This window comes from Ensifer sp. LC163, from assembly GCF_001695855.1.
GTDB lineage: Bacteria > Pseudomonadota > Alphaproteobacteria > Rhizobiales > Rhizobiaceae > Ensifer.
In genome coordinates, this window is sequence record NZ_MBSS01000023.1 from 373,150 (window position 1) to 392,628 (window position 19,479).

At 63.0% G+C, this 19,479-nt stretch carries 18 protein-coding genes; 5 read left to right on the plus strand and 13 right to left on the minus strand.

The window, feature by feature from the left end; translation table 11 throughout:
• Positions 1-7 precede the first annotated feature (7 nt).
• The 5 genes from BC360_RS19890 to BC360_RS19910 are packed head-to-tail and all read right to left on the minus strand — an operon-like array spanning position 8 to position 4,261.
• Positions 8-979 carry a biotin-dependent carboxyltransferase family protein gene (locus BC360_RS19890; RefSeq protein WP_065796625.1) on the minus strand — a complete coding sequence of 324 codons (972 nt, stop codon included), beginning with the start codon at positions 977-979 and terminating at the stop codon, positions 8-10.
• Entirely contained in the window at positions 969-1,844 is an 876-nt protein-coding gene (locus BC360_RS19895; RefSeq protein ID WP_065796626.1) for a 5-oxoprolinase subunit B family protein, read from the minus strand. Before BC360_RS19895 ends, BC360_RS19890 begins: the two co-directional genes overlap by 11 nt.
• A complete protein-coding gene (locus tag BC360_RS19900; protein ID WP_065796627.1) occupies positions 1,844-3,229 on the minus strand; it encodes an acetyl-CoA carboxylase biotin carboxylase subunit in 1,386 nt (461 codons plus the stop codon). The genes BC360_RS19895 and BC360_RS19900 overlap by 1 nt, the downstream gene beginning before the upstream one ends.
• Entirely contained in the window at positions 3,226-3,468 is a 243-nt protein-coding gene (locus BC360_RS19905; protein ID WP_065796628.1) for an acetyl-CoA carboxylase, read from the minus strand. Before BC360_RS19905 ends, BC360_RS19900 begins: the two co-directional genes overlap by 4 nt.
• 16 nt (positions 3,469-3,484) lie before the next feature.
• Positions 3,485-4,261: a 5-oxoprolinase subunit PxpA gene (locus BC360_RS19910; RefSeq protein ID WP_065785137.1), complete on the minus strand. Its 777-nt coding sequence runs from the start codon at positions 4,259-4,261 to the stop codon at positions 3,485-3,487.
• A 286-nt stretch (positions 4,262-4,547) separates the two neighbouring features.
• On the opposite strand from BC360_RS19910, the gene BC360_RS19915 reads away from it, so the two are divergent.
• Positions 4,548-5,474: a LysR family transcriptional regulator gene (locus BC360_RS19915; protein WP_065796629.1), complete on the plus strand. Its 927-nt coding sequence runs from the start codon at positions 4,548-4,550 to the stop codon at positions 5,472-5,474.
• A 24-nt stretch (positions 5,475-5,498) separates the two neighbouring features.
• Here the strand turns inward: BC360_RS19915 and proC are convergent, their stop codons facing one another.
• Genes proC through BC360_RS19945 form a run of 6 tightly spaced genes read right to left on the minus strand, consistent with a single transcriptional unit; the run spans position 5,499 to position 12,661 of the window.
• The gene (gene proC, locus BC360_RS19920; protein ID WP_065796630.1) at positions 5,499-6,320 is read right to left on the minus strand and encodes a pyrroline-5-carboxylate reductase; all 822 of its coding nucleotides are present in this window, start codon (positions 6,318-6,320) and stop codon (positions 5,499-5,501) included.
• Between the two features lie 28 nt (positions 6,321-6,348).
• The gene (locus BC360_RS19925; protein ID WP_065796631.1) at positions 6,349-7,881 is read right to left on the minus strand and encodes an AMP-binding protein; all 1,533 of its coding nucleotides are present in this window, start codon (positions 7,879-7,881) and stop codon (positions 6,349-6,351) included.
• 21 nt (positions 7,882-7,902) lie between these two features.
• Entirely contained in the window at positions 7,903-9,669 is a 1,767-nt protein-coding gene (locus BC360_RS19930) for an ABC transporter permease subunit (RefSeq protein ID WP_065796632.1), read from the minus strand.
• Complete coding sequence (locus BC360_RS19935) at positions 9,666-10,745, minus strand: ABC transporter ATP-binding protein (RefSeq protein WP_065796633.1); 1,080 nt, start codon at positions 10,743-10,745, stop codon at positions 9,666-9,668. Before BC360_RS19935 ends, BC360_RS19930 begins: the two co-directional genes overlap by 4 nt.
• Before the next feature lie 11 nt (positions 10,746-10,756).
• Positions 10,757-11,833, minus strand: a complete 1,077-nt coding sequence (locus BC360_RS19940; protein WP_065796634.1) for a polyamine ABC transporter substrate-binding protein — start codon at positions 11,831-11,833, stop codon at positions 10,757-10,759.
• Positions 11,834-11,890: 57 nt separating this feature from the next.
• Positions 11,891-12,661 (minus strand): enoyl-CoA hydratase/isomerase family protein, encoded by a 771-nt coding sequence (locus BC360_RS19945; RefSeq protein WP_065796635.1) that lies wholly within the window; start codon positions 12,659-12,661, stop codon positions 11,891-11,893.
• A gap of 148 nt (positions 12,662-12,809) precedes the next feature.
• On the opposite strand from BC360_RS19945, the gene BC360_RS19950 reads away from it, so the two are divergent.
• A complete protein-coding gene (locus BC360_RS19950) occupies positions 12,810-13,634 on the plus strand; it encodes an IclR family transcriptional regulator (RefSeq protein ID WP_065796636.1) in 825 nt (274 codons plus the stop codon).
• Between the two features lie 22 nt (positions 13,635-13,656).
• Here the strand turns inward: BC360_RS19950 and BC360_RS19955 are convergent, their stop codons facing one another.
• Positions 13,657-14,550: a LysR family transcriptional regulator gene (locus tag BC360_RS19955; RefSeq protein ID WP_065796637.1), complete on the minus strand. Its 894-nt coding sequence runs from the start codon at positions 14,548-14,550 to the stop codon at positions 13,657-13,659.
• A 97-nt stretch (positions 14,551-14,647) separates the two neighbouring features.
• Between BC360_RS19955 and BC360_RS19960 the strand changes: the two genes are divergently transcribed.
• The 3 genes from BC360_RS19960 to BC360_RS19970 all read left to right on the plus strand — a co-directional run bounded on the left by BC360_RS19960 (position 14,648) and on the right by BC360_RS19970 (position 17,598).
• A complete protein-coding gene (locus tag BC360_RS19960; protein ID WP_065796638.1) occupies positions 14,648-14,920 on the plus strand; it encodes an NAD(P)H-dependent oxidoreductase in 273 nt (90 codons plus the stop codon).
• A gap of 142 nt (positions 14,921-15,062) precedes the next feature.
• Positions 15,063-16,097 carry an NADP-dependent oxidoreductase gene (locus BC360_RS19965; protein ID WP_413813753.1) on the plus strand — a complete coding sequence of 345 codons (1,035 nt, stop codon included), beginning with the start codon at positions 15,063-15,065 and terminating at the stop codon, positions 16,095-16,097.
• Between the two features lie 331 nt (positions 16,098-16,428).
• The gene (locus BC360_RS19970) at positions 16,429-17,598 is read left to right on the plus strand and encodes an amidohydrolase (RefSeq protein WP_065796749.1); all 1,170 of its coding nucleotides are present in this window, start codon (positions 16,429-16,431) and stop codon (positions 17,596-17,598) included.
• Positions 17,599-17,764: 166 nt separating this feature from the next.
• Here the strand turns inward: BC360_RS19970 and BC360_RS19975 are convergent, their stop codons facing one another.
• Positions 17,765-18,919: an RHE_PE00001 family protein gene (locus BC360_RS19975; protein WP_065796640.1), complete on the minus strand. Its 1,155-nt coding sequence runs from the start codon at positions 18,917-18,919 to the stop codon at positions 17,765-17,767.
• Positions 18,920-19,479 lie beyond the last annotated feature (560 nt).

Consider the following 19,479-nt stretch of genomic DNA (forward strand, 5'->3'; position numbering starts at 1 on the left):
GAACCCGTCAGCTCAGCGATGTGCGCAGCGCTTCCAGCCGGGCGTTTTCCTCAGCCCGCGCCGCCAGCGCCTCATCCATCGTCACCTCGACGAACCGGGTCGGCGTATGCGGCTGCATCTGCCCGATCAGGTCCATGTCGGCAGAAATCACGGTTCCGAGCATGAAGTAGCCGCCGCCCGAAACCGCATCGCGATGCAGGATGATCGGCTCGGTTCCGCCGGGAACCTGGATCGAGCCATAGGGGTAGCAACTGTCGACGATGTTGGACGGGTCGGAACCGGCACCGAACGGCTGCTGGCGCTCGATGAAGGAGAGTTTGCGGCCGCCGCGGAAGCGGTAACCCATGCGATCTGCTTCGGGCGCCACTTTCCATTCGTCGGCAAAGAAGCTCTGCTTTGCCGCGTCGGCCAAGCGATCCCAGTAGAGACCGGGCAGGACACGCAGCGCCACGGGTGCCGCTGGCAGGCGCCGCAGGGGCTCGCCGACCGAGCGGCCCTCACCGGAACCGTTGCCGGCACCGATCGGCAGTTCATCGCCGGCCGCAAGCGGCCGGCCCTTGTAGCCACCGAGCGCGCCGATCGGGTAGGTCGAGCGGCTGCCGAGTGCCACCGGCACATCGATACCGCCTGCAACGGCGATATAGATGCGGGCGCCGGACTTGAGGAAATCGAAGGTCAGGGTCTGCCCGGCGCGAACAGGGAAAGCTGTCCACCCCGGTTGCTCCACCCCATCAACCCTCGCCGGCATATCGGCACCGGTGACGGCAACCACCGTGTCTTCGGTAAATTCGAGCTTGGGCCCGAGGAACACCGCCTCCAGGCCGGCCGCGCCCTCATCGTTTCCAACCAGCAGATTGGCGGCGCGCATCGCGTAGCGATCCATCGCCCCGCCGAGCGGAATGCCGAGATGGAAGTAGCCGGGACGGCCAAGGTCCTGGACGGTGGTCGCAAGACCGTGATGCAGCACCTTAATGGCCATTGATCATGCCCTCCAGCCGGGTGTTGTAGCCAGTGATATCCTTCTGGAATTCACGCAGATCGAAGCTGACCTCGCGGACCGGCGGGCTGAAGCGCCCCTTGTCGACATCCTCGACCGCCTGATCATAGGCATCCCGGTCGATCGGCTTGAACTTGACGACATCGCCCGGCCGGAAGAACACCATGAAATTGCGGAGATAGCTGGTGGTCTGCGTCGGGTCGAAGATCGGCATCGGCGTGATGCCGAACATCTGGTAGCCGCCGGCACCGCGAACGGAATAGATGCAGCCGAAGCAGCCGCCATGGCCGACGGTCAGCCGCGGCGTGTCCGTGCGTGGGCGGAGATATTTCGGCACCTGGATCTGCCGTTGCCGCTCGACCATCTGGTACATGAACGGCAGGCCGGCAACGAATCCGACCATCGATACGAACCAGGGCGATCCGGAATGGGCGGCGACGAAATCGTCGACGTCGACGTAGCCGTTGATCCGGGTGGCATAGTCGAGATCGGTTCCGGACGGTTCCTGGTGGCGCTCGCGAAAACGCATCAGCGTCTCGTGCGTCCAGGGGTCGTTGTAGAAGACCGGGATTTCGACGATGCGGGTGCGGATGACGGGTTCGGCCCGCTCGGCTGCGCCCTCGATCGCCCGGACTTCCCTCAGCACGTCATCCGGCTTGATCAGGTCCGGATCGAACTTGATCTGGAAGGACGCATTGGCCGGGCAGATTTCGGTGATGCCCTTGATGCCGCTCTCCTTGACGCCGTTGGCCATGGAGAGGCTCTTGAAGAAGGCTTCCAACGACATCTCGTCGCTGCATTCGACGAACAGGTGCTCGTCGCCTCCGAACGTATATCGTGTCGGCATCACGCGACCTCCGCGGCACGGCCGCCATCGGCGGCAAATTCAGTTTCAAGCCATGTCTCGAGAAAGCGGGTATGGAAGGCACCCGTGGCGATCTGCCGGTCTGCAGCCAACGCCCGATGCAACGGGATCGTCGTCGGCACGCCTTCGATCTTCAGCTGCGCCAGCGCCTGCGAGAGACGGACCAGACAGGCCGCCCGGTCCTCACCCCAAACGATCAGCTTGCCGAGCAATGAATCGTAGAACGGTGGGATGACGTAGCCCTCGTAGAGCATCGTATCGAAACGGATGCCCTTGCCTTCAGGCACCTCGAGCCGTTCGATCCTGCCCGGCGCCGGCATAAACCCACGCGCAGGATCCTCGGCATTGATCCGGCATTCGATGGCATGGCCCTTGACGGCGATGTCGGCCTGGCGAACCGAGAGCGAGGCGCCGGCGGCAATGCGGAACATCTCCTCGACCAGATCGATGCCGGTGATCATCTCGGTCACCGGGTGCTCCACCTGGATACGGGTGTTGACCTCGATGAAATAGAACTGGCGGGTCTCGTCGTCGTAAAGGTATTCCACCGTGCCCGCCCCGCGGTAGCCGACGGAGCGCGCCAGCGCCACGGCGCTGTCGCAGAGCTTCTGCCGCACTTCAGGCGGAAGCAGGAACGATGGCGCCTCTTCCCAAACCTTCTGCCGGCGCCGCTGCAGCGAGCATTCGCGCTCGAAGCAATGCACGACATTGTTGCCGTCACCGAGAATCTGGACCTCAACGTGGCGGGCGCGGGTGATGACCTTTTCCAGATAGAGGCCGCCATCGCCGAAGGATGCCAGCGCCTCGGCGGACGCCTGGGGAAACTGGGTCTCCAGTTCGGCCGCAGTGTTGACGATGCGGATGCCACGGCCGCCGCCGCCGGCTGCCGCCTTGATCATCACCGGAAAGCCGGTGCGCTCGGTCACCTCAAGTGCGCCGGCAAGGCTGGAGATGCGGCCGTCGCTGCCCGGCACCGTCGGCACGCCGGCCTTCTCGGCGACGGCGCGGGCGGCAACCTTGTCGCCCAACAGGCGGATCGCATCGCCGGACGGGCCGATGAAGATGAGGCCGGCGGCGACCACCGCATCGGCGAAATCGCCGTTCTCCGACAGGAAGCCGTACCCGGGATGAACAGCATCGACATTGGCGCGCTTGGCAACCGAGATCACCGCCGCGATGTCGAGATAGGATTTCTTCGGCGCCGGCGGTCCGATCTCGATCGCCTCGTCGGCGAGCTTGACCGCCAGCATATCGGCGTCGGCGGCACTGTAGACCTGGACAGTGCGGATACCGAGCGCCTTGGCGGCGCGGATGATGCGGACGGCGATTTCGCCGCGATTGGCAACGAGAACCGAACGGATCGTCATTGGTCGACCTCGGCGATCACCTGGCCGGCCATCACGGGCTCTTCGTTGTCGACGAGAAAGCGGATGCCGCCGCCGGCCACGCCGGCCTGGATCTCCTGAAAGGTCTTCATGACTTCGATCAGGCCGATGGCGTCGCTGGAGGAAACGGCATCGCCATCCGTTTTGAACGGCGGGACATCCGGAGCAGACGAGCGATAGAAGGTTCCTGGAAGGGGCGATCGGATTTCGTGCTTGCTCATGGTTGCCTCCGCTATGTTATTTGGTTTTGACCTGAGAGACGGGAGCGATGCGGATACCCTCGGCACTCAGCGCCTCCCGCATGAGGCGCACGATATCGAGCGCGCCCAGCGTATCGGAATGAAAACAGATGGATTCGAACGGGACCTCGACGTCGGCGCCCGTGACCGTGCGCACGCGTCCTTCCCGACAGGCGCGGACGACCTTGCGCGCGATTGCCGTGGCATCCGGCCGGCCGGCATCGCGGGTAAAGACGATCGAGCCGCTATCGTCATAGTCGCGATCGGCATAGAACTCGCGGATAACCGGCTGGCCAACCTCCTCGGCGGCAAGCTCCGTCGCCGAACCGGCCATGCAGAAGACAAAGGCGTTCGGCGCGACCGTTCGCATATATTGCATGAAGATCTGGGAGAGTTCGCGATTGACCGCCATCTCCATGTAGAGCGCACCGTGCGGCTTCACATGTTGCAGGGGCGCGCCGTGACGGCGGGCGAATTCGCGGATTGCGCCGACCTGGTAGACGATATCGTTGACAAGCTCGCGGGCGGTGCCCGCAATCTTGCGGCGGCCGAAACCCTGCAGATCGCGGTAGCCGGGATGGGCGCCGATGCCGACGCCATGTTCGGCCGCGAGCCGAACCGTTTCATCCATCAGGTTGGGATCGCCGCCATGGAAGCCGGCAGCGATATTGGCAGAACTGATCAGCGGCATCAGTGCCGCATCGTCGGTGTCGCCGATGCGCCAGCGGCCGAACGCTTCTCCCATGTCGCAATTGATGTCGACGACGTCGAGCAATGCCTCATCCCTCTGTTGCAGGTCGCTCTCCTGGAGATTGCTCTCCCGGCAACCCTGACCTCCAGAGAACGCTAGGGCGAAACAGAGCATTTGAAAAATTCTATTTTCACATATCACGTATCTGAATTTCAGAATTCGCAGTTGCAAAAAACTCCGGCAAAAATTAGCGTCTTTAGAGTGGTTTACGCTGCAATGCCTGAGGGATGACCAGTTGGCTGCTCAAAGACGCGGCAGACTTTCTGATTTTCTCAGTCAAGGTATAAAAAAATCAGATGGGAGATGCGCTATGTCGATCAGCCTTCGCCAGCTTCGCTATTTCGTCGCAACGGCTGAACTTGGCCAGATATCGCAGGCGGCGGTCGATCTTTCGATCTCCCAGTCGGCGGTGACCACGGCGATCAAGGAGCTGGAGCGCATCGTCGGCACCAATCTGTTCCTGCGCACGCCAAGCGGCATGGACCTGACGATGGCAGGACGGCAGTTCCTGTCGCACGCCTACGAGATCCTGAAGAAGGTGGACGAGGCGACCCACCTGAACGTCGTCAGCAGCGCCGTCGAAGGCACGCTGGCGATCGCCGCCACCTATACCGTCATCGGCTATTTCCTGCCGCAGCACATCGAGCGGCTGCGACGCCTGTTTCCGAAACTCGAGCTGCAGCTGTTCGAACTCAAGCGGGAATCGATCGAGGAAGGCCTGCTCACCAACCGCTACGACATGGCGGTGCTTTTGACCTCGAACATCCTCAACCCGGCACTGACGACCGAAAAGCTGATGAGCTCGACGCGCCGGCTCTGGGTGCCGGCCCAGCATCCGCTGCTTCAGCGCGACAGCGTCGGCTTTCGCGAGATCTCGGAGGAGCCCTACATCATGCTGACGGTCGACGAAGCGGCGCATTCTTCGCTGAAATACTGGAGCACATCGACCTACCAGCCGCGCGTCATTCTCCGAACGTCGTCGGTCGAGGCGGTGCGCTCGCTGGTCGCCAACGGCCAGGGCGTGGCCATTCTGTCCGACATGGTACACCGCCCCTGGTCGCTCGAGGGCCGGCGCATCGAGACGATCAACGTGCGTGACCCCGTCCCGGCCATGGATGTCGGCCTGGCCTGGCGGCGTGGCGCGGAATTCACGCCGCCGATGCAGGCGCTGCGGTCCTATTTCCAGCAGACCTTTCATATTCCGGGTGTGCGCGACGCATCGTTTACCGCGCCCTGACGCTGATACATCTCCGACCGGCGGTCAGCCGGTCGCGGCGAGTTCCAACGCCCGGCGATGCGCAGCCGCGGCGGCCCGCTTCACCAGATCGGCCAAGCCTGGCTCGGCCGTGAGCACTTCGAGGGCAGCAGCCGTGGTGCCGTTCGGGCTGGTCACCTGCTGGCGCAATTCTGCCGGAGAAAACGCGCTTGTCGCCGCGAGAGCGGCGGCGCCATTGACCGTCTGCTTTGCCAGGGCAAGAGCGGTCTCCGCCGGTAGGCCGACAGCAACTCCCGCGTCGGTCAAACACTCGATAAAATGAAAGAGATAGGCCGGCCCCGAACCGGATATCGCCGTTGCCGCATCGACAAGCCTCTCCTCCGCCAGCCAATGAACACTGCCGACGGCCGCCAAGAGATCTGTCACACAGCCTGCTTGCACTTCGCCGGTTTGGACGTTGCCAAAGGCGGCAGTCACCCCCATGCCGATGGACGCCGGCATGTTTGGCATGGCGCGCACGATCGCGGTCGCGCCCAGTGTGGCCTCGAAGGTCGAGATCGGCACGCCGGCGGCGATGCTGACGAACACGGCGGTGCCACTGAGCCGGCGGTAAGTCGCAAGAATCGAGCCGACGATCTGCGGCTTGACGGCGATAATGACGGCGCGTGGCCGTAACGCCTCCGGCAAGCCGGCTGCATCGGCGTAAACCGTGGCGCCACGCGCGGCCGCGCGGCCGCGCAGAGGTTCCGCCGGCTCGACCACGTGAATGCGGCTCGCAGGAAGATCGGCCCGCTCGAGCCAGCCTTCGAGCAGGGCGAAGCCCATGTTGCCGCAGCCGACAAGCAGGATGTCTCCGGACTGTTGCATCTGCGCGTCTCCTCTCATTGGTGACGGTTTATTGCCGCGCCAGCCGATCCCAGCAATCGGTAAGACCGACGGGCAGCCGGTGTTTCATGATGCGCTGGCTCGGCGTGCGTTCGAAGTCGTCGACAACGGCAATGTAGCGCGGGTTCTGGTAGGGCGCGAGCCGATGCGCCAGCCATCCCGACAGGTCGATCGGATCGATGGCGCTGCCCGGCTTGGGCTTGACGAAGAGCTTGATGTCCTGCTCGCCGACATCGGCGGCGACGCCGATCATGGCGCAATCCTCGACCGCCGGGTAGGCGGCGGCAACATGCTCGACCTCCCAGGCGGAAACGTTCTCGCCCTTGCACCGGACGCTGTCGGTCAACCGGCCATGGAACCAGAGATTGCCGTCGGCATCGAAGGAACCGCAATCGCCGGTGTGAAGCGCGCCGCTGCGAAGGGTCTTTTCCGTCGCTTCGGGATTGCGCAGATATCCCTGGAACAGCGCGCCCTTGAGCGAGGAACGCACGACGATCTCGCCCTTGTCGCCAACCGGCACCGGTTCGCCCTTTTCATCGAGGATATCGACCGAGAACCAGGGCATCGGCCGCCCGACGGCGCCGACGACATCGGTGGTGTTGCAGGTGGTGATGCTGGAGGCCTCCGTCATGCCGTAGCATTCGCGCATCTCGACGCCGAAGCGCTCCTTGAACAGCGGCCAAACCTCCTTCGGGCAACCGCCGCCCCAGGCGACACGCACCGGATGCTTGCGGTCGAGCTCGCTTTCCGGCTGCTTCAGCAGGATCTGCAGGATGCCGCCGAGATAGTGGATGTGGGTGGCGCCGTAGCTGCGCACCTGGTCCCAGAAGCGGCTGGCGCTGAACCGGTCGACCATGGCGAGCGACAGGTCCTCGATGATCGGCAGCACGATGAGCTGCGCGCCACCGATATGGTAGAGCGGCTCCCAGACGAAGAAGACATCGCCCGGGCCCGCCACCGAAAGGGTGCGCACCGCCTCGCCGGCGAGCCGGATCATGCCGTGGGTGACCAGCACGCCCTTCGGCCGGCCTGTCGTCCCGGAAGTGTACATGATCGCAAACAGATCGTCGGCGGCGGGCGGCTCTTCGTTGAAGGCGGCACCTGAAGTCAGGATTGTTTCCAGCGACGTCGGGCCGGTTTGTTGACCCGCGAGAATCAACCCGGCCGCAGGCAGAGCGGCACCGCTTTCGGCGATGGTTTCGGCAAGCTCGGCGTCGCAGATGACGGCGCCCGGCTCGCAATGTTCCAGGATGTAGCGCAGGCCCTCGCCGCGCAGTTGCGCATTGAGCGGCACCCAGACGACACCGGCCTTGGCAAGGCCGAACAGGACGGCAAGCGAGAGGCGCGAATTGCGCATCATGACGGCAACGCGATCGCCGGCTTTCAGCCCGCGCTGGCGGAGATCCGCGGCAAGCGCGCCCGACATCGCGTCGAGGGTCGCAAAGGTGATCGGTTCGCCGTTGAAACGGGCGAACACCTGTTCCGGTTTGCGGGCAGCCTTGGTCGTGAAGCTTCCGAGGAAGCCTTCGAGAGATACGGTCATGGGAGGATCTCGGATGGTGTGTCAGGAGGAGCGGCGGAGTTTTTCCGCCGCCAGGAGAAGGGTTGTCACGACGATGAAGACGACGACCGAAACCGCCGCGAGCGTCGGGTTGAGCTGAAGGATCATGTCATCCCACATCTGCTTCGGCAGGGTCGTCTTGACGCCGCCGCTGACGAAAATTGCCACGGTCAGCTCATCGAACGAGGTGATGAAGGCAAAGAGGAACGCCGCCGTCAGGCCGCTCTTGATCAGCGGCACCGTGACGAAGCGCAGCGCCTGGACGCGGTTTGCTCCGAGCGTCGCGGCCGCCTGATCGAGCCGCCAGTCATAGCTCTTCAGGACCGCGGCGATGGCGACGAAGGCGAAGGGCAGCGCCAGCACCGTGTGGCCGATCACCAGACCGACGTCGGTGGCGACCAGTCCCATCTGGGCGAAGAGATAGAACAGGCCGACGGCGATGACGATGCGCGGCACGATCATCGGCGCCAGGAAAAAGGCAAAGATGACGCCCCGCCAGCGCGAGCGCGAGCGGGCAAGCGCCAGCGCCGCAAAGCCACCGATCACCGTTGCAACGATGGCCGTCGCGAAGGCGACGCCGAACGAGCGGATCGTTGCCGCAACCCAGAGATCCGAGGTGAAGTAGGTCCTGAACCATTCCAGGCCATAACCCGGCGGCGGGAACTCGAGGAACTGCGAACTGGTAAAGGCGATCGGCAGGACGACAAGCGTCGGCAGCATCAGAAAGGCGAACATCAGGAGGCTGTAGATGCCGAGCATGCGGCTTGAAACCGCGGCCCCCAGCAGCCGGTGGCTGCCGGCCGAAATGGCGCTGCTGACGCTTGCCACCCGATCGAGGATCGCTAGGCCAAGGGCGCGTAGGAAACCCGTGCCGCCGGCCTTGCCGTCGGACGGTTCGCCCGACAGGCTGGAGAGACCGAACACCCGGTCGTAAAGCCAGCACGTCACCAGTGCCGCCGCCAGCATCATGGCGGCGAGAGCCCCGGCGAAAGCCCAGTTCAGGATCTCCTGAACCTGCACGATGATCAGCTGCGCGAGCATCGTCTGCTGGCGTCCGCCAAGCAGCGCCGGAACGATGAAGAAGCCGAGCGAGGATATGAACGTCAGCAGGCCGGCAGCCGCAGCACCCGGAAGCGAAAGCGGGAAATAGACGAGCCAGAAGCCCTTTGCAGGCGTCGCGCCCAGCGTCCCCGACGCCTGCGTCAGCCGGCGATCGATGCCGGTCATCACGGGCAGCATGGTGAGGATGGCAAGCGGAACCATGGCATGGATCATGCCGATCATCACGCCGAGTTCGTTGTGCAATAGCTCGAGCGGCTGGCTGAGCACGCCGGTTCCAAGACCGATCTGGTTGATGATGCCGGTGCGGCCCAGCACGATGACCCAGGCAAAACTCTTGACGAGGTAGCTCGTCCAGAACGGAACCATGACGAGCAGGATCATGGTGCCGCGCGTCCGGTCCGGCAGGCGCGACAGCCAGTAGGCCAGGGGATAGCCGAGCAGCAGGGAGAAGAGCGTCGTCAGCCCGGCGATGCGGAACGTGATCAACAGGACACGGAAATAGACGTCCGTCTCAAAAATCCTGGAATAGTGGCTGGCGGTCATGGCTCCGGTGTCCGCATCCTCCAGGCTGAGGCCCATCAGCCTTGCGACGGGGACAAGGAAGAAAATCAGGAGAAAGGCGATGCCGGGGGCCGCCAGCCAAAGCGGCCCAAGGCGGAAGCGGTCGGGGCGGTGAGCACGCGTGGTGGTAACAGCCGTGGCGTTCATGGCGTCACCAGAACAGCCGCTTCGGGCGCCCAGCTCAGCGTGATGTTTTCGCCGAGGCTCGGCAGCAGCTTGCCGGGAAGGACACGCACGGTGACCATCTGTTCGGCCGCGATGTCGACGAGCAGGCGGGTTTCCGATCCGGCATAGACGACCTCGGCAACACGACCGCTGATTTCGTTTGCACCGGTCGAGCCGAGCTCGAGATGCTCCGGCCGCACGACCAGTGCCATCTCGGCATTGTTGGAAAGGCTGGCGCCATCGATCCGGTAACGGCCGCTTGCGGTCGAAAGGTGTGCGGCACCGCCCGAGCCGAGCTCGACCCGACCGCGGAAGATGTTGGAGATGCCGATGAAATCGGCGGCAAAGGCGGTGCGCGGCCGGGCGTAGATTTCCTGCGGCGGACCGATCTGCTCGACCATGGCGTGGTTCATAAGGCAGATGCGGTCGGAGAGCGCCAGCGCCTCCTCCTGATCATGCGTCACATAGATGATCGTCGCGCCGGTCTGCCGGTGCAGCCGCTTGATCTCGAACTGCATGTGCTCGCGAAGCTTCTTGTCGAGTGCTCCGAGCGGCTCGTCCATCAGAATAATCGATGGCTGGTAGACGAAGCAGCGGGCAAGCGCCACGCGCTGCTGCTGCCCGCCCGAAAGCTCGCGCGGGAACCGCCCGGCCAGATGGCCGAGCTGAACCATGTCCAGGGCGCCGTTGACCTGCCTGTCGATCTCGGCCGTGCTTTTTCCCCGCATCTTCAGGGGAAAGCCGATGTTCTCGGCCACCGTCAGGTGCGGGAACAGGGCGTAGTGCTGGAACACCAGGCCGATGTCGCGCTTGTGCACCGGCGTGTTCGTCTCGTTGCTGCCGTCGATGAACAGGCGGCCCTCAGTCGGCAGGACCAGCCCGCTGATCATCTGTAGCAATGTGGTCTTGCCGGAACCCGAAGGCCCGAGAAGCGTCAGGAACTCGCCGGTCTGGACGGCGACGTGAGTGGGTTTCAGAGCAACGGTGGCGCCGTAGCTCTTGGCCAATCCATCGACGAGAAGTTTGGGGCGAGTGGCTTGTTCGGGCTTCGCGAGCATCAGATTTCCCCTTAACCCAGGATCCAGGCGTTGAACCGCTCGGTCATTTCGGAACGGTTGGCGCTCCACCAGTCTTCCCGCGCAATGGTCATGACCTTCAGATTGGCCTCGGAAGTCGGGAGAGCCGCGGCGCGTTCTGCCGGGATATGCTCATAGGCCCTCAGGTTCGTCGGACCGTAGGCGAGGAATTCGGTAAAGAGCGCCTGCTGCTTCGGGTCGGCGCAGAACCTGACGAACTGCCGGGCGATGTCGGCGCGCGGCGACCCCTTGGGAATGCCCCATCCCTCGATCGAGTAGAGCCCCTGGTTCCAGCCGATCTTGACCGGCGCACCGCCATCGATGACCGCCTGAGCCCGGGCGTTCCACAGGGCGATCAGGTCGACTTCGCCGCTCTGGATCAACTGGCTCGACTGCGCGCCGCCGGTCCACCAGACATCGACATGCGGCTTGATCTTTTCGAGGCTGGCATAGGCGCGCTCGATGTCGAGCGGGTAGAGTTCGGCGAGCGGCACGCCATCGGCAAGCAGCGCCTGCTCCAACGTATCGATCGGGTTCTTGCGCAGGGCGCGACGGCCGGGGAATTTCTCGACATTCCAGAAATCGGCCCAGGAACTCGGGCCCTTGGCCGCGTCGAAGCGGTCGGTGCGATAGGCCATGATGGTGGAATAGACATCGACGCCGAGCCACAGTTCAGTCAGGGCATCGGGCATCAACCCGGGCACATCGGCTGCCGGCAGGTTGATCGGCTCAAGCAGGTCGCGCTTTTCCAGAATGTCGCGAGCCGAAAGCGTTAGCGTGCAGACGTCCCAGCTATAGGACTGGGTCTCGGCCATCGCCCGGAACTGCGCGGTCGGTTCGGCATCGCGGGCGACATTGATGACCTTGATGCCGGTCGCCTGTTCGAAGGGGTCGTAGAATGCCTTGCGGTAGCCGGGGCTGTAGGGGCCGCCGGGATCGGCGACGGTCAGCGCTTCGGCGGCAAAGGCCGATCGTGTGAACACGGCAGGCGCGGCCAGGGCAACGCCAAGGCCTCCGCCGATTTTCAGCAGGCTGCGGCGGTCAATCAGAATTCGTTTGTTGTTGGTCATTGTTCTACCCTCTTGTTTTGGATTGCATGCCGCCTCCCATAAGCGGCTTGACCTTCGTCAGGCCTTGCTTGCTGCACGCCGTGCGAGAAACTGTTCCATCATCCGCGCCGGTTCGCCGGAGGCGTAGGCTTCGCGCTGGATGCGAGCGCCGGCTTCGAGGCAGTCGCGGAAACCAGCCTCTGTCATCTCCCTGAAGCGCTGTTTGTCAAGCCGCATGGCGACCGGCGGCTTGGCGGCGAGTTCGCGCGCGAGCGAGAGCGCTTCGTCCATGACGCGTTCCTGCGGCACGACGCGGTTGATGATGCCGATGGCGTGGCATTCATCCGACTGCATCAGACGGCCGCTGAGCGTCAGGTCGATGGTGCGGGAAAGGCCGATCATCTCGCGCATCATCCACGGACCCGTGGTGCTGGCGATGCCGGAGTTGATTTCCGGTTGCCCCATGCGCACGCCCGGATGAGCGATGCGGAAATCGCAGAGAAGTGCCACCTGAAACGCGGAACCGGCCGCGACGCCGTTCAGCGCGGCGATCAACGGCTTCGACAGCGCGCGCATCGCATCATAGAGCCGCTCCCATTCGCCCACCCACTCCTGGCCACGGGCGGCGTCGAACGTGCGGGTCTCGTTCAGATCCTGTCCCGCACTAAACGCACGGTCGCCGGCGCCGGTGAGGATAATGGCGCGGACCGCCTCGTCTTCTTCGAAAGTCTTGAAGGCAGCAACCAGTTGCTGGCGCATCGGGCTGTGCCAGGCATTGAGGATTTCGGGGCGGTTCAGCGTGATGACGCCGACCTCGCCACGCCGTTCTGTCAGGATGAAGCGGTCCATGATTTTCTCCGTTGCAATCAAACAACTATTGCAATGCGATAATTGTTATGTCATAGTGTGATTATGTTTATTTTAGCTGTCAAGCACCTTTTCCGATGCTTGGCGATTCTGTTATCGATATGTGGGAAACCGCGGGAATCGGGGATACATGGCGCGCAAGGCGAACAAGGCTGCAGCAGACGAACGCGAAACGTCGGGAGAAGACCGCGATCCCTTGCTGGTGCAATCGGTCGAGAAAGCCTTCAGGGTTCTCAGAGCCTTCGATGGCCGCCGCCCGAACCTCAGCCTGTCACAGATAGCGGAAGAAACGGGGCTCGACATGAGCGCCGCCCAGCGCTTCACGCACACGCTCGCCAAGCTCGGTTATCTCGGCAAGAATCCTGACACCAAGCGCTTTGAGCTGACGGTCAAGGCGCTCGATTTCGGTTACCACTACACGCGCGCCAGCGGCTTCGTCGAACGCGGCATGCCCTATCTCCTGCACTTAAGCAAAGCGACCGAAGAAACGGTCAACCTGACCGTGCTCGACGATACGGACATTGTGTTCGTATCGCGCTTCATGAGCCGTCACGTGCTCAACAACGACGTCATCACCGGCACTCGGCTGCCGGCCTATTGTACGGCGCCGGGCATCGCCATCCTCTCGTGCCTGCCGGAGGACGTCGCGCACGCGATCCTGGAAAAGTCGGATCTCTATCCGTTTACGCCCCATACGACATGGGACATCGACGCGCTGAAGAAAAAGCTGAAGCAATCCGCGACCAAGGGCTACGCCACCGCATTCGAGGAATACTTCCACGGCGACCTGTCGATCGCCGCGCCGGTGCTGGACGCCAACGGCACGCCCTACGGCGCGATCAACATCGCGGTATCCCGCAGCCGCTACACGCCGGAAGAAACCGAAGAACGCTTCGCCTCGCTGGTGACCGCTGCCGCGCGTTCGATCTCGCTGGTTGGCGGCGCGCGCAGATAGCTATCCAGCGTGGGGCCGTGTCTCAGACGACGCTCTTCGCCTCGTGCCCGATGATATCTCCCAACCGGCGGGCACCCGGTCCGGCCCCATCGGGGTCGGGATAGACCAGATACATCGCGCCCCACCGCTCCGCCCCTTCCCGAAGCGGCAGGGGCTTGAGCTGGCCCGCGGCCAGTTCTTCGCGGATCCAGTCTTCCGGATACCAGGCAAAGCCCATGCCCATGCAGGCGGCGCGGATGGATGTCGATTTGTGGCTGACCGTGAGCCTCTGCTCGGTCACGTTCCAGACACTATGGCGCACCCGTTGCAGCCCGCTGTCGCGGATGACGAGATGGCGATGCCCCTTCAGATCTTCCATCGCCAGCTCGCGGCCGATCTGATGCAGCGGATGGAACGGGGCGGCGGCCGCGATCGCCCGATAGCGCATCAGCACCTCGCCCCTATGGCCTGCCGGAAGAGTATCGGCGCAGATGGCAAGGTCGACGGCGCCTGAGAGCAACAGTTCGTCCGTGCCGCCCATGACCGTTTCGAAGAACTCGATGCGCGTCTCCGGGTATTCGGCCCCGAACTGATCCAGACAGCGCAGCAGGAGCCAGGTGGGAAACAGCCCCTCGACCGCGAGGCGGAGTTCCTGCTCCTGACCCTTGGCGAGGTTCCTCGCCGCCCGCTCAAGCCTCAGCGCTTCATCGACGAGCGATTTGCCGCGCCGGTAGAGAACATGGCCCTGGCGCGTGAGCAGGGCCTTGCGGCCCTCGATCTCGAACACCGAAACACCCAGACGCTCCTCAATCTGCCGGATCGCGTAGCTGATCGTCGATTGCGATTTGTGCAGCGCTTCGGCCGCCTGTGCGAAGCCTCCGGCCTCCACGACCGCGACCAGCGCCTTCCATTGATCCAGGGAAATACGTGGCAACATACATCTATCCATTCGATCATTTTGATCGAAAAATCGAACTTTTTTATCGATTCACTGGCTGGTTGTATAGCTGTCATACAGCAGACAGGAGATCGCCATGCATGTTCTCGTCGTAACAGCCGATCCGGGCAACCGCTCCTTCGCAGCGTCACTGGCAGAGCGCTACCTGGCAGGCATGCAAAGCCATGCCACGCCGGCCGTCGAACGAGCCGATCTTTTTGGCGAGGCTTTCGACCCTCGGATGGCGGAAGCAGATCTGGCGCTCTATCGCAGCGAGGGATCGGCCCATCTGCGCAACCTCGCGACCGCCTTACTGCATAATTCCTTAAATCGGATCCGATTTAAGGACAAAATTATGCAGCAAGTTTAAAGCCTTACAGCGTCCTTTGCGCGTCATATTTGACGCGCGGCGCTGTAGAACTCGGGCAAGGGCTCGGCGCAGGATACAGCACCCGCATTCGCACCACGGCTTCCTGATCCTCCTTCCCCAATCAACCTCCCTTACGAAAGGAATGACAATGAGCACCACCACGCGCGAAATCCGCCTGAAGAGCCGGCCGCATGGCCTGCCGACCCCCGATAATTTTGATCTTGTCGAGACGACATTGGCAGCGCCCTCGCCCGGCCAGCTGCTTGTGCGAAACACCTGGATGTCGGTCGACCCCTATATGCGTGGCCGCATGGTCGATCGCGAAACCTATATCCCTCCCTTCAAGCTCGGCGAAGCGCTGGAAGGTGCCGCCGTCGGCGTCGTCGAACGTTCGAACGATCCGGCATTTTCCATTGGTGATCGGGTGGTACATTTCTCCGGCTGGCGCGATCACGCCATCGTCACAGCAAGTGACGCAACCAGGATCACCGGCACGGACATCGCGCCGCAGACCTATCTGAGCGCACTCGGCTTTCCCGGTCTCACCGCCTATGCCGGGCTCATGCGGATCGCCGAGGTCAAGGCGGGCGAAACGATCTTCGTTTCCGCGGCGAGCGGCGCGGTCGGCAGCATCGTCGCCCAGATCGCCAAGAGCAAAGGCTTGCGTGTCGTTGCCTCGGTTGGTTCAGCCGACAAGGCGAAGTGGCTCATCGACGAGGTCGGCGTCGACGCCGTCATCAACTACCGCGAAACGCCGGATCTGGTTGCGGCGCTGGCGCAGGCGGCCCCGGAAGGCATCGACATCTACTTCGACAATGTCGGCGGCAACCATCTGGAAGCCGCGCTAGCGATCGCCAATGTCAATGCGCGGTTTGTGCTCTGCGGAATGATCTCCGGTTACAATGCCGAACAGCCGCAGGCAGGGCCATCGAACATCTTCGCCGCCATCGAAAAACGCATTCGTTTGCAAGGTCTCATCGGCGCCGACCATTTCGACCTGTCGGCGGATTTCAATCGCGATATGATCGGTTGGCTGAAAGCAGGACAGGTCAAGATCCGCGAAACCGTGGCCGATGGCCTCGAAAATGCACCGTCCGCCTTCATCGACCTCTTCAAGGGCGCAAACCACGGCAAGATGCTGGTGCGCCTGACGACGGACGCCGCCTTGTCAAGGTAATGCAAAGTCCGGAGGTTCGCCGCGTTGTCTCCACCGCCTGTCCTCCAGGGCGGTGGAGAACGTCGACCGACCTGCAGGCGGCACCAGCCGCGCTACTGCCTGTTTCCTTAAATCCTATCCGATTTAAGGATGAAAACATGCAGCATTCAAAGTGCTACAGCGACCTTTGCGCGTCTGGTACGACGCGCGGCGCTGTAGCGACGCGAACATCTCCCGTCTTTTGTATTTTAGTAGCTGGACACAGCCGGAGCGCGCCTTCACATTCCCTGCCAATATCAAAGCTCGATCGGCGGCGCGCCGCGGGCAAACTTTCTGCTGTGGGATGTTGGGCATGTTTTTGAATGGTGGCGAACTGGACGAGATCATCACGTTTCGGCGCGAGCTTCACCGCAAGCCGGAGCTTTCGGGCGAAGAGATCGAGACAGCCGCGATGGTGACACGGGCGCTGCAGTCGAGCGAACCGGACGCGATCGTCACCGGCCTGGGCGGGCACGGGGTTGCTGCCATCTATCAGGGAACGGCCGACGGTCCGACGGTGATGATCCGCGCCGAACTCGACGCGTTGCCGATCGAGGAGCTTTCCACCGTACCCCACCGATCCGAAATCGCCGGCAAGGGACATCTCTGCGGACATGACGGCCACACGGCAATCCTGATGGCTCTGGCCAAAGGGCTCGCCCACAAAAGGCCGGCACGCGGACGGACAATCCTGCTTTTCCAACCCGCCGAAGAGAACGGCGCCGGTGCCGCGGCCGTATTGGCTGACGCGAAATTCGCGACGCTGAAGCCTGACTTCGTGTTCTCGCTGCATAACTTTCCCGGCCTGCCGCTCGGTCACGTCGCCTTGGCCGAAGGGCCGGTCAATTGCGCGTCGCGCGGCATGAAGATCACGCTCTCCGGCAAGACGGCACATGCGTCCTGCCCCGAAGACGGCATAGCGCCGACTTTCGCCATGGCCCACCTCCTGGCTGATCTGACCGGGCTTGGCAGCGGTGGCTCACTGGATGCTGATTTCACCCTCGTTACCGTTACCCATGCCCGCCTCGGCGAACCCGCCTTCGGCATCAGCCCCAGCCATGCCGAGATCTGGGCAACACTGCGGACCCTGACCGACGACCGCATGGGCGACCTGATGCAGCGCGCCGAAGTGTTGGTCCACAAACACGCGACCGCAAGTCGGCTCACGCCGTCAATCAGCTACGAAGACATCTTCCATCATTGCAGCAATGCACCGTTGACCGTCGACGAACTGCGTCGCGCCCTTCGCGAGGAAGGGATCAGCCAGGATGCGGGCCCGACGGCGCTGCCGATGAAAGCGTCGGAAGATTTCGGCCTCTTCGGCCGTGTCGCCCCCTCGGCCATGTTCTTTCTCGGGGCAGGTGAGAACCATCCTCGCCTGCACAATCCGGACTATGATTTTCCCGACGCACTGATCGAGGTGGGTGCGCGCGCTTTCATGCGGACGATCCGTAACCTGCTGGGCTACTGCATAATTCCTTAAATCGGAAACGATCTGAGGAGAGAATTATGCAACAGATTTCAAGCGTTACAGCGTCCTTTGCGCGTCATATTTGACGCTCGGCACAGGTTGAGTCGCATCGCCAAGTGGCGCAACGCGCGACGGCGCATTGGCAGCGTATCTGTCAATCGCCTCAGTGCGCGACCGGCTACAATATGCCCCAGCCGCGGTAACGCCCCCTGCCCGTCATTTCCTTGGCCCCGAGTTCCCGAACCAGATTGAGTGCACCCCGTTGGGTGACGCCGACATGGCGTGCCACCAGTCCGGCGGAAACGATCGGCCGGGACAGCAGAAGCTCGATCAGGCTTGGCAGGCTGCTGTTTGAACGACGGTCGCGCACGCGCATTTCCATCTGGGTCTTGGCAAGAAACAGTCGATCCAGTTCCTTGAGGCCGAGTTCGCCAGTCAGAGCCAGGCCCTCCAGAAACGCCCTAAGCCGCACCTCCTGATCCTTCGCTCGACGCCGCTCGTGGCGGATTGTCTTCAGGCCGGTATGGAAGCAGAGCAAATGCGACGTCACCTTGCCGCGCGCGCGCAGGTAGGCGCCAACGAGCAATCCGCCCAGCCAATGCTGCCTGCGAAGCGGCTCGATCTGCTCCCAGGCATCGAAGAGGATCGCGGCACCGAGACAGGCCGGCAGTCGATCCGCCGTCGAGATCAAGGATCGCCACGCGTCGAGCCGCGCGCCCTCGTCCCATTCGTCATCGAAAAGCAACCCCAGTTGCCCCTTGGGCTCTGAGGCGGACGGGCGCTCCAGCCCGCCAAACCCACTGTCGCCGAACTCACCGGTTTGTTCATCCAGCAAACGCTGCGATCGCGCGATCGCCGCGTCGATCTCCGCGAACTCGAGGGAAAGCGGGTTGTCGTCGTCATCGCCGTCAGCGACGACATCGTCCTCATCCGCAGCCCCGGAGGAAACGTCCCGGTCGATCTCCGTGGGTGGTGTGTCTCCACCCCCCTGTTCTCCGCGAAGGACAGCGAGGCCGGCGGTCGACAGCGCCCAATCCGGGTCAGAAAGCCAGATCCTCCGGCGGGCGCGCAAGACTGCGTGCGCAATCGTCAACTCATGCGTCGGCGCACGTGCGTCCATATGCGCGTCATGCAGCACCAGGTCCTCGACATGAACCAACTCGCCGGCGACCCAGAGGGCACCGGCCGCATCGAAGAACTGACCACGCTCGCGAAAGCCCTCGGCAACGGGATGGCGACCGGCGCGCTCATCCAGCCGCGCAAGGCGATCTTCAACTTCGATCGTCGCGGAAAACAGCGTCTGCAGGAGCAAATCCGGGATGTCGTATCGCATTACAATCACACGCTATTTCTGGCAAACGGAAGAAAAAACATGCTTTCCTTCCGACACATGAGAGGTGTCGTTTTAGCGGATACCGCGGTGATTGTCGTCGGGTTTCTGCATCGGTCAATATGGAGGACCAAACTGGCCTTCTCCGCGTGTCAACTGAGCGCAAAATGGGCGCGAATCGACGAAATTGACCACGCCATTGTACGCTCTTGAGGGCCATTCGCAACGCATGAAGGCCGGCGTCACCAACATAGCAACATTTCCTTTCCATTCCGATAACAGGCCGAAAGGCGACCGCGAAGTCTTTTAGACGTCGAAGACCATAGTCAGGCCAGGCAGCATCGCGACCAGGACAACACGTCCTGGAAGAAGCCATAACCCGCATGGCATCGCAGGTCGGATGCCGACCGAGGCCCACGTGTTGACAGCTGTCAACCAGCATCGATGCTGCAATTGGATACTAGCCTTGGCGATGCCACCGCCACGGCACCCCGCCCTCCTCTGGCCGACCGAAGCACAGGCACGACGCCGCCCCGTGACCTGCACTGTCGTCATCGGCCCCG

Bases quoted from the DNA above. Each gene is read 5' to 3' on its own strand.
- BC360_RS19890 (WP_065796625.1), bottom strand. From the start codon at position 979: ATGGCCATTAAGGTGCTGCATCACGGTCTTGCGACCACCGTCCAGGAC.
- BC360_RS19965 (WP_413813753.1), top strand. From the start codon at position 15,063: ATGACAATGAGCACCACCACGCGCGAAATCCGCCTGAAGAGCCGGCCG.
- BC360_RS19975 (WP_065796640.1), bottom strand. From the start codon at position 18,919: ATGCGATACGACATCCCGGATTTGCTCCTGCAGACGCTGTTTTCCGCG.
- BC360_RS19915 (WP_065796629.1), top strand. From the start codon at position 4,548: ATGTCGATCAGCCTTCGCCAGCTTCGCTATTTCGTCGCAACGGCTGAA.
- BC360_RS19945 (WP_065796635.1), bottom strand. From the start codon at position 12,661: ATGGACCGCTTCATCCTGACAGAACGGCGTGGCGAGGTCGGCGTCATC.
- BC360_RS19960 (WP_065796638.1), top strand. From the start codon at position 14,648: ATGCATGTTCTCGTCGTAACAGCCGATCCGGGCAACCGCTCCTTCGCA.
- BC360_RS19970 (WP_065796749.1), top strand. From the start codon at position 16,429: ATGTTTTTGAATGGTGGCGAACTGGACGAGATCATCACGTTTCGGCGC.
- BC360_RS19900 (WP_065796627.1), bottom strand. From the start codon at position 3,229: ATGACGATCCGTTCGGTTCTCGTTGCCAATCGCGGCGAAATCGCCGTC.
- BC360_RS19905 (WP_065796628.1), bottom strand. From the start codon at position 3,468: ATGAGCAAGCACGAAATCCGATCGCCCCTTCCAGGAACCTTCTATCGC.
- BC360_RS19950 (WP_065796636.1), top strand. From the start codon at position 12,810: ATGGCGCGCAAGGCGAACAAGGCTGCAGCAGACGAACGCGAAACGTCG.
- BC360_RS19895 (WP_065796626.1), bottom strand. From the start codon at position 1,844: ATGCCGACACGATATACGTTCGGAGGCGACGAGCACCTGTTCGTCGAA.
- BC360_RS19930 (WP_065796632.1), bottom strand. From the start codon at position 9,669: ATGAACGCCACGGCTGTTACCACCACGCGTGCTCACCGCCCCGACCGC.
- proC (WP_065796630.1), bottom strand. From the start codon at position 6,320: ATGCAACAGTCCGGAGACATCCTGCTTGTCGGCTGCGGCAACATGGGC.
- BC360_RS19935 (WP_065796633.1), bottom strand. From the start codon at position 10,745: ATGCTCGCGAAGCCCGAACAAGCCACTCGCCCCAAACTTCTCGTCGAT.
- BC360_RS19925 (WP_065796631.1), bottom strand. From the start codon at position 7,881: ATGACCGTATCTCTCGAAGGCTTCCTCGGAAGCTTCACGACCAAGGCT.
- BC360_RS19955 (WP_065796637.1), bottom strand. From the start codon at position 14,550: ATGTTGCCACGTATTTCCCTGGATCAATGGAAGGCGCTGGTCGCGGTC.
- BC360_RS19940 (WP_065796634.1), bottom strand. From the start codon at position 11,833: ATGACCAACAACAAACGAATTCTGATTGACCGCCGCAGCCTGCTGAAA.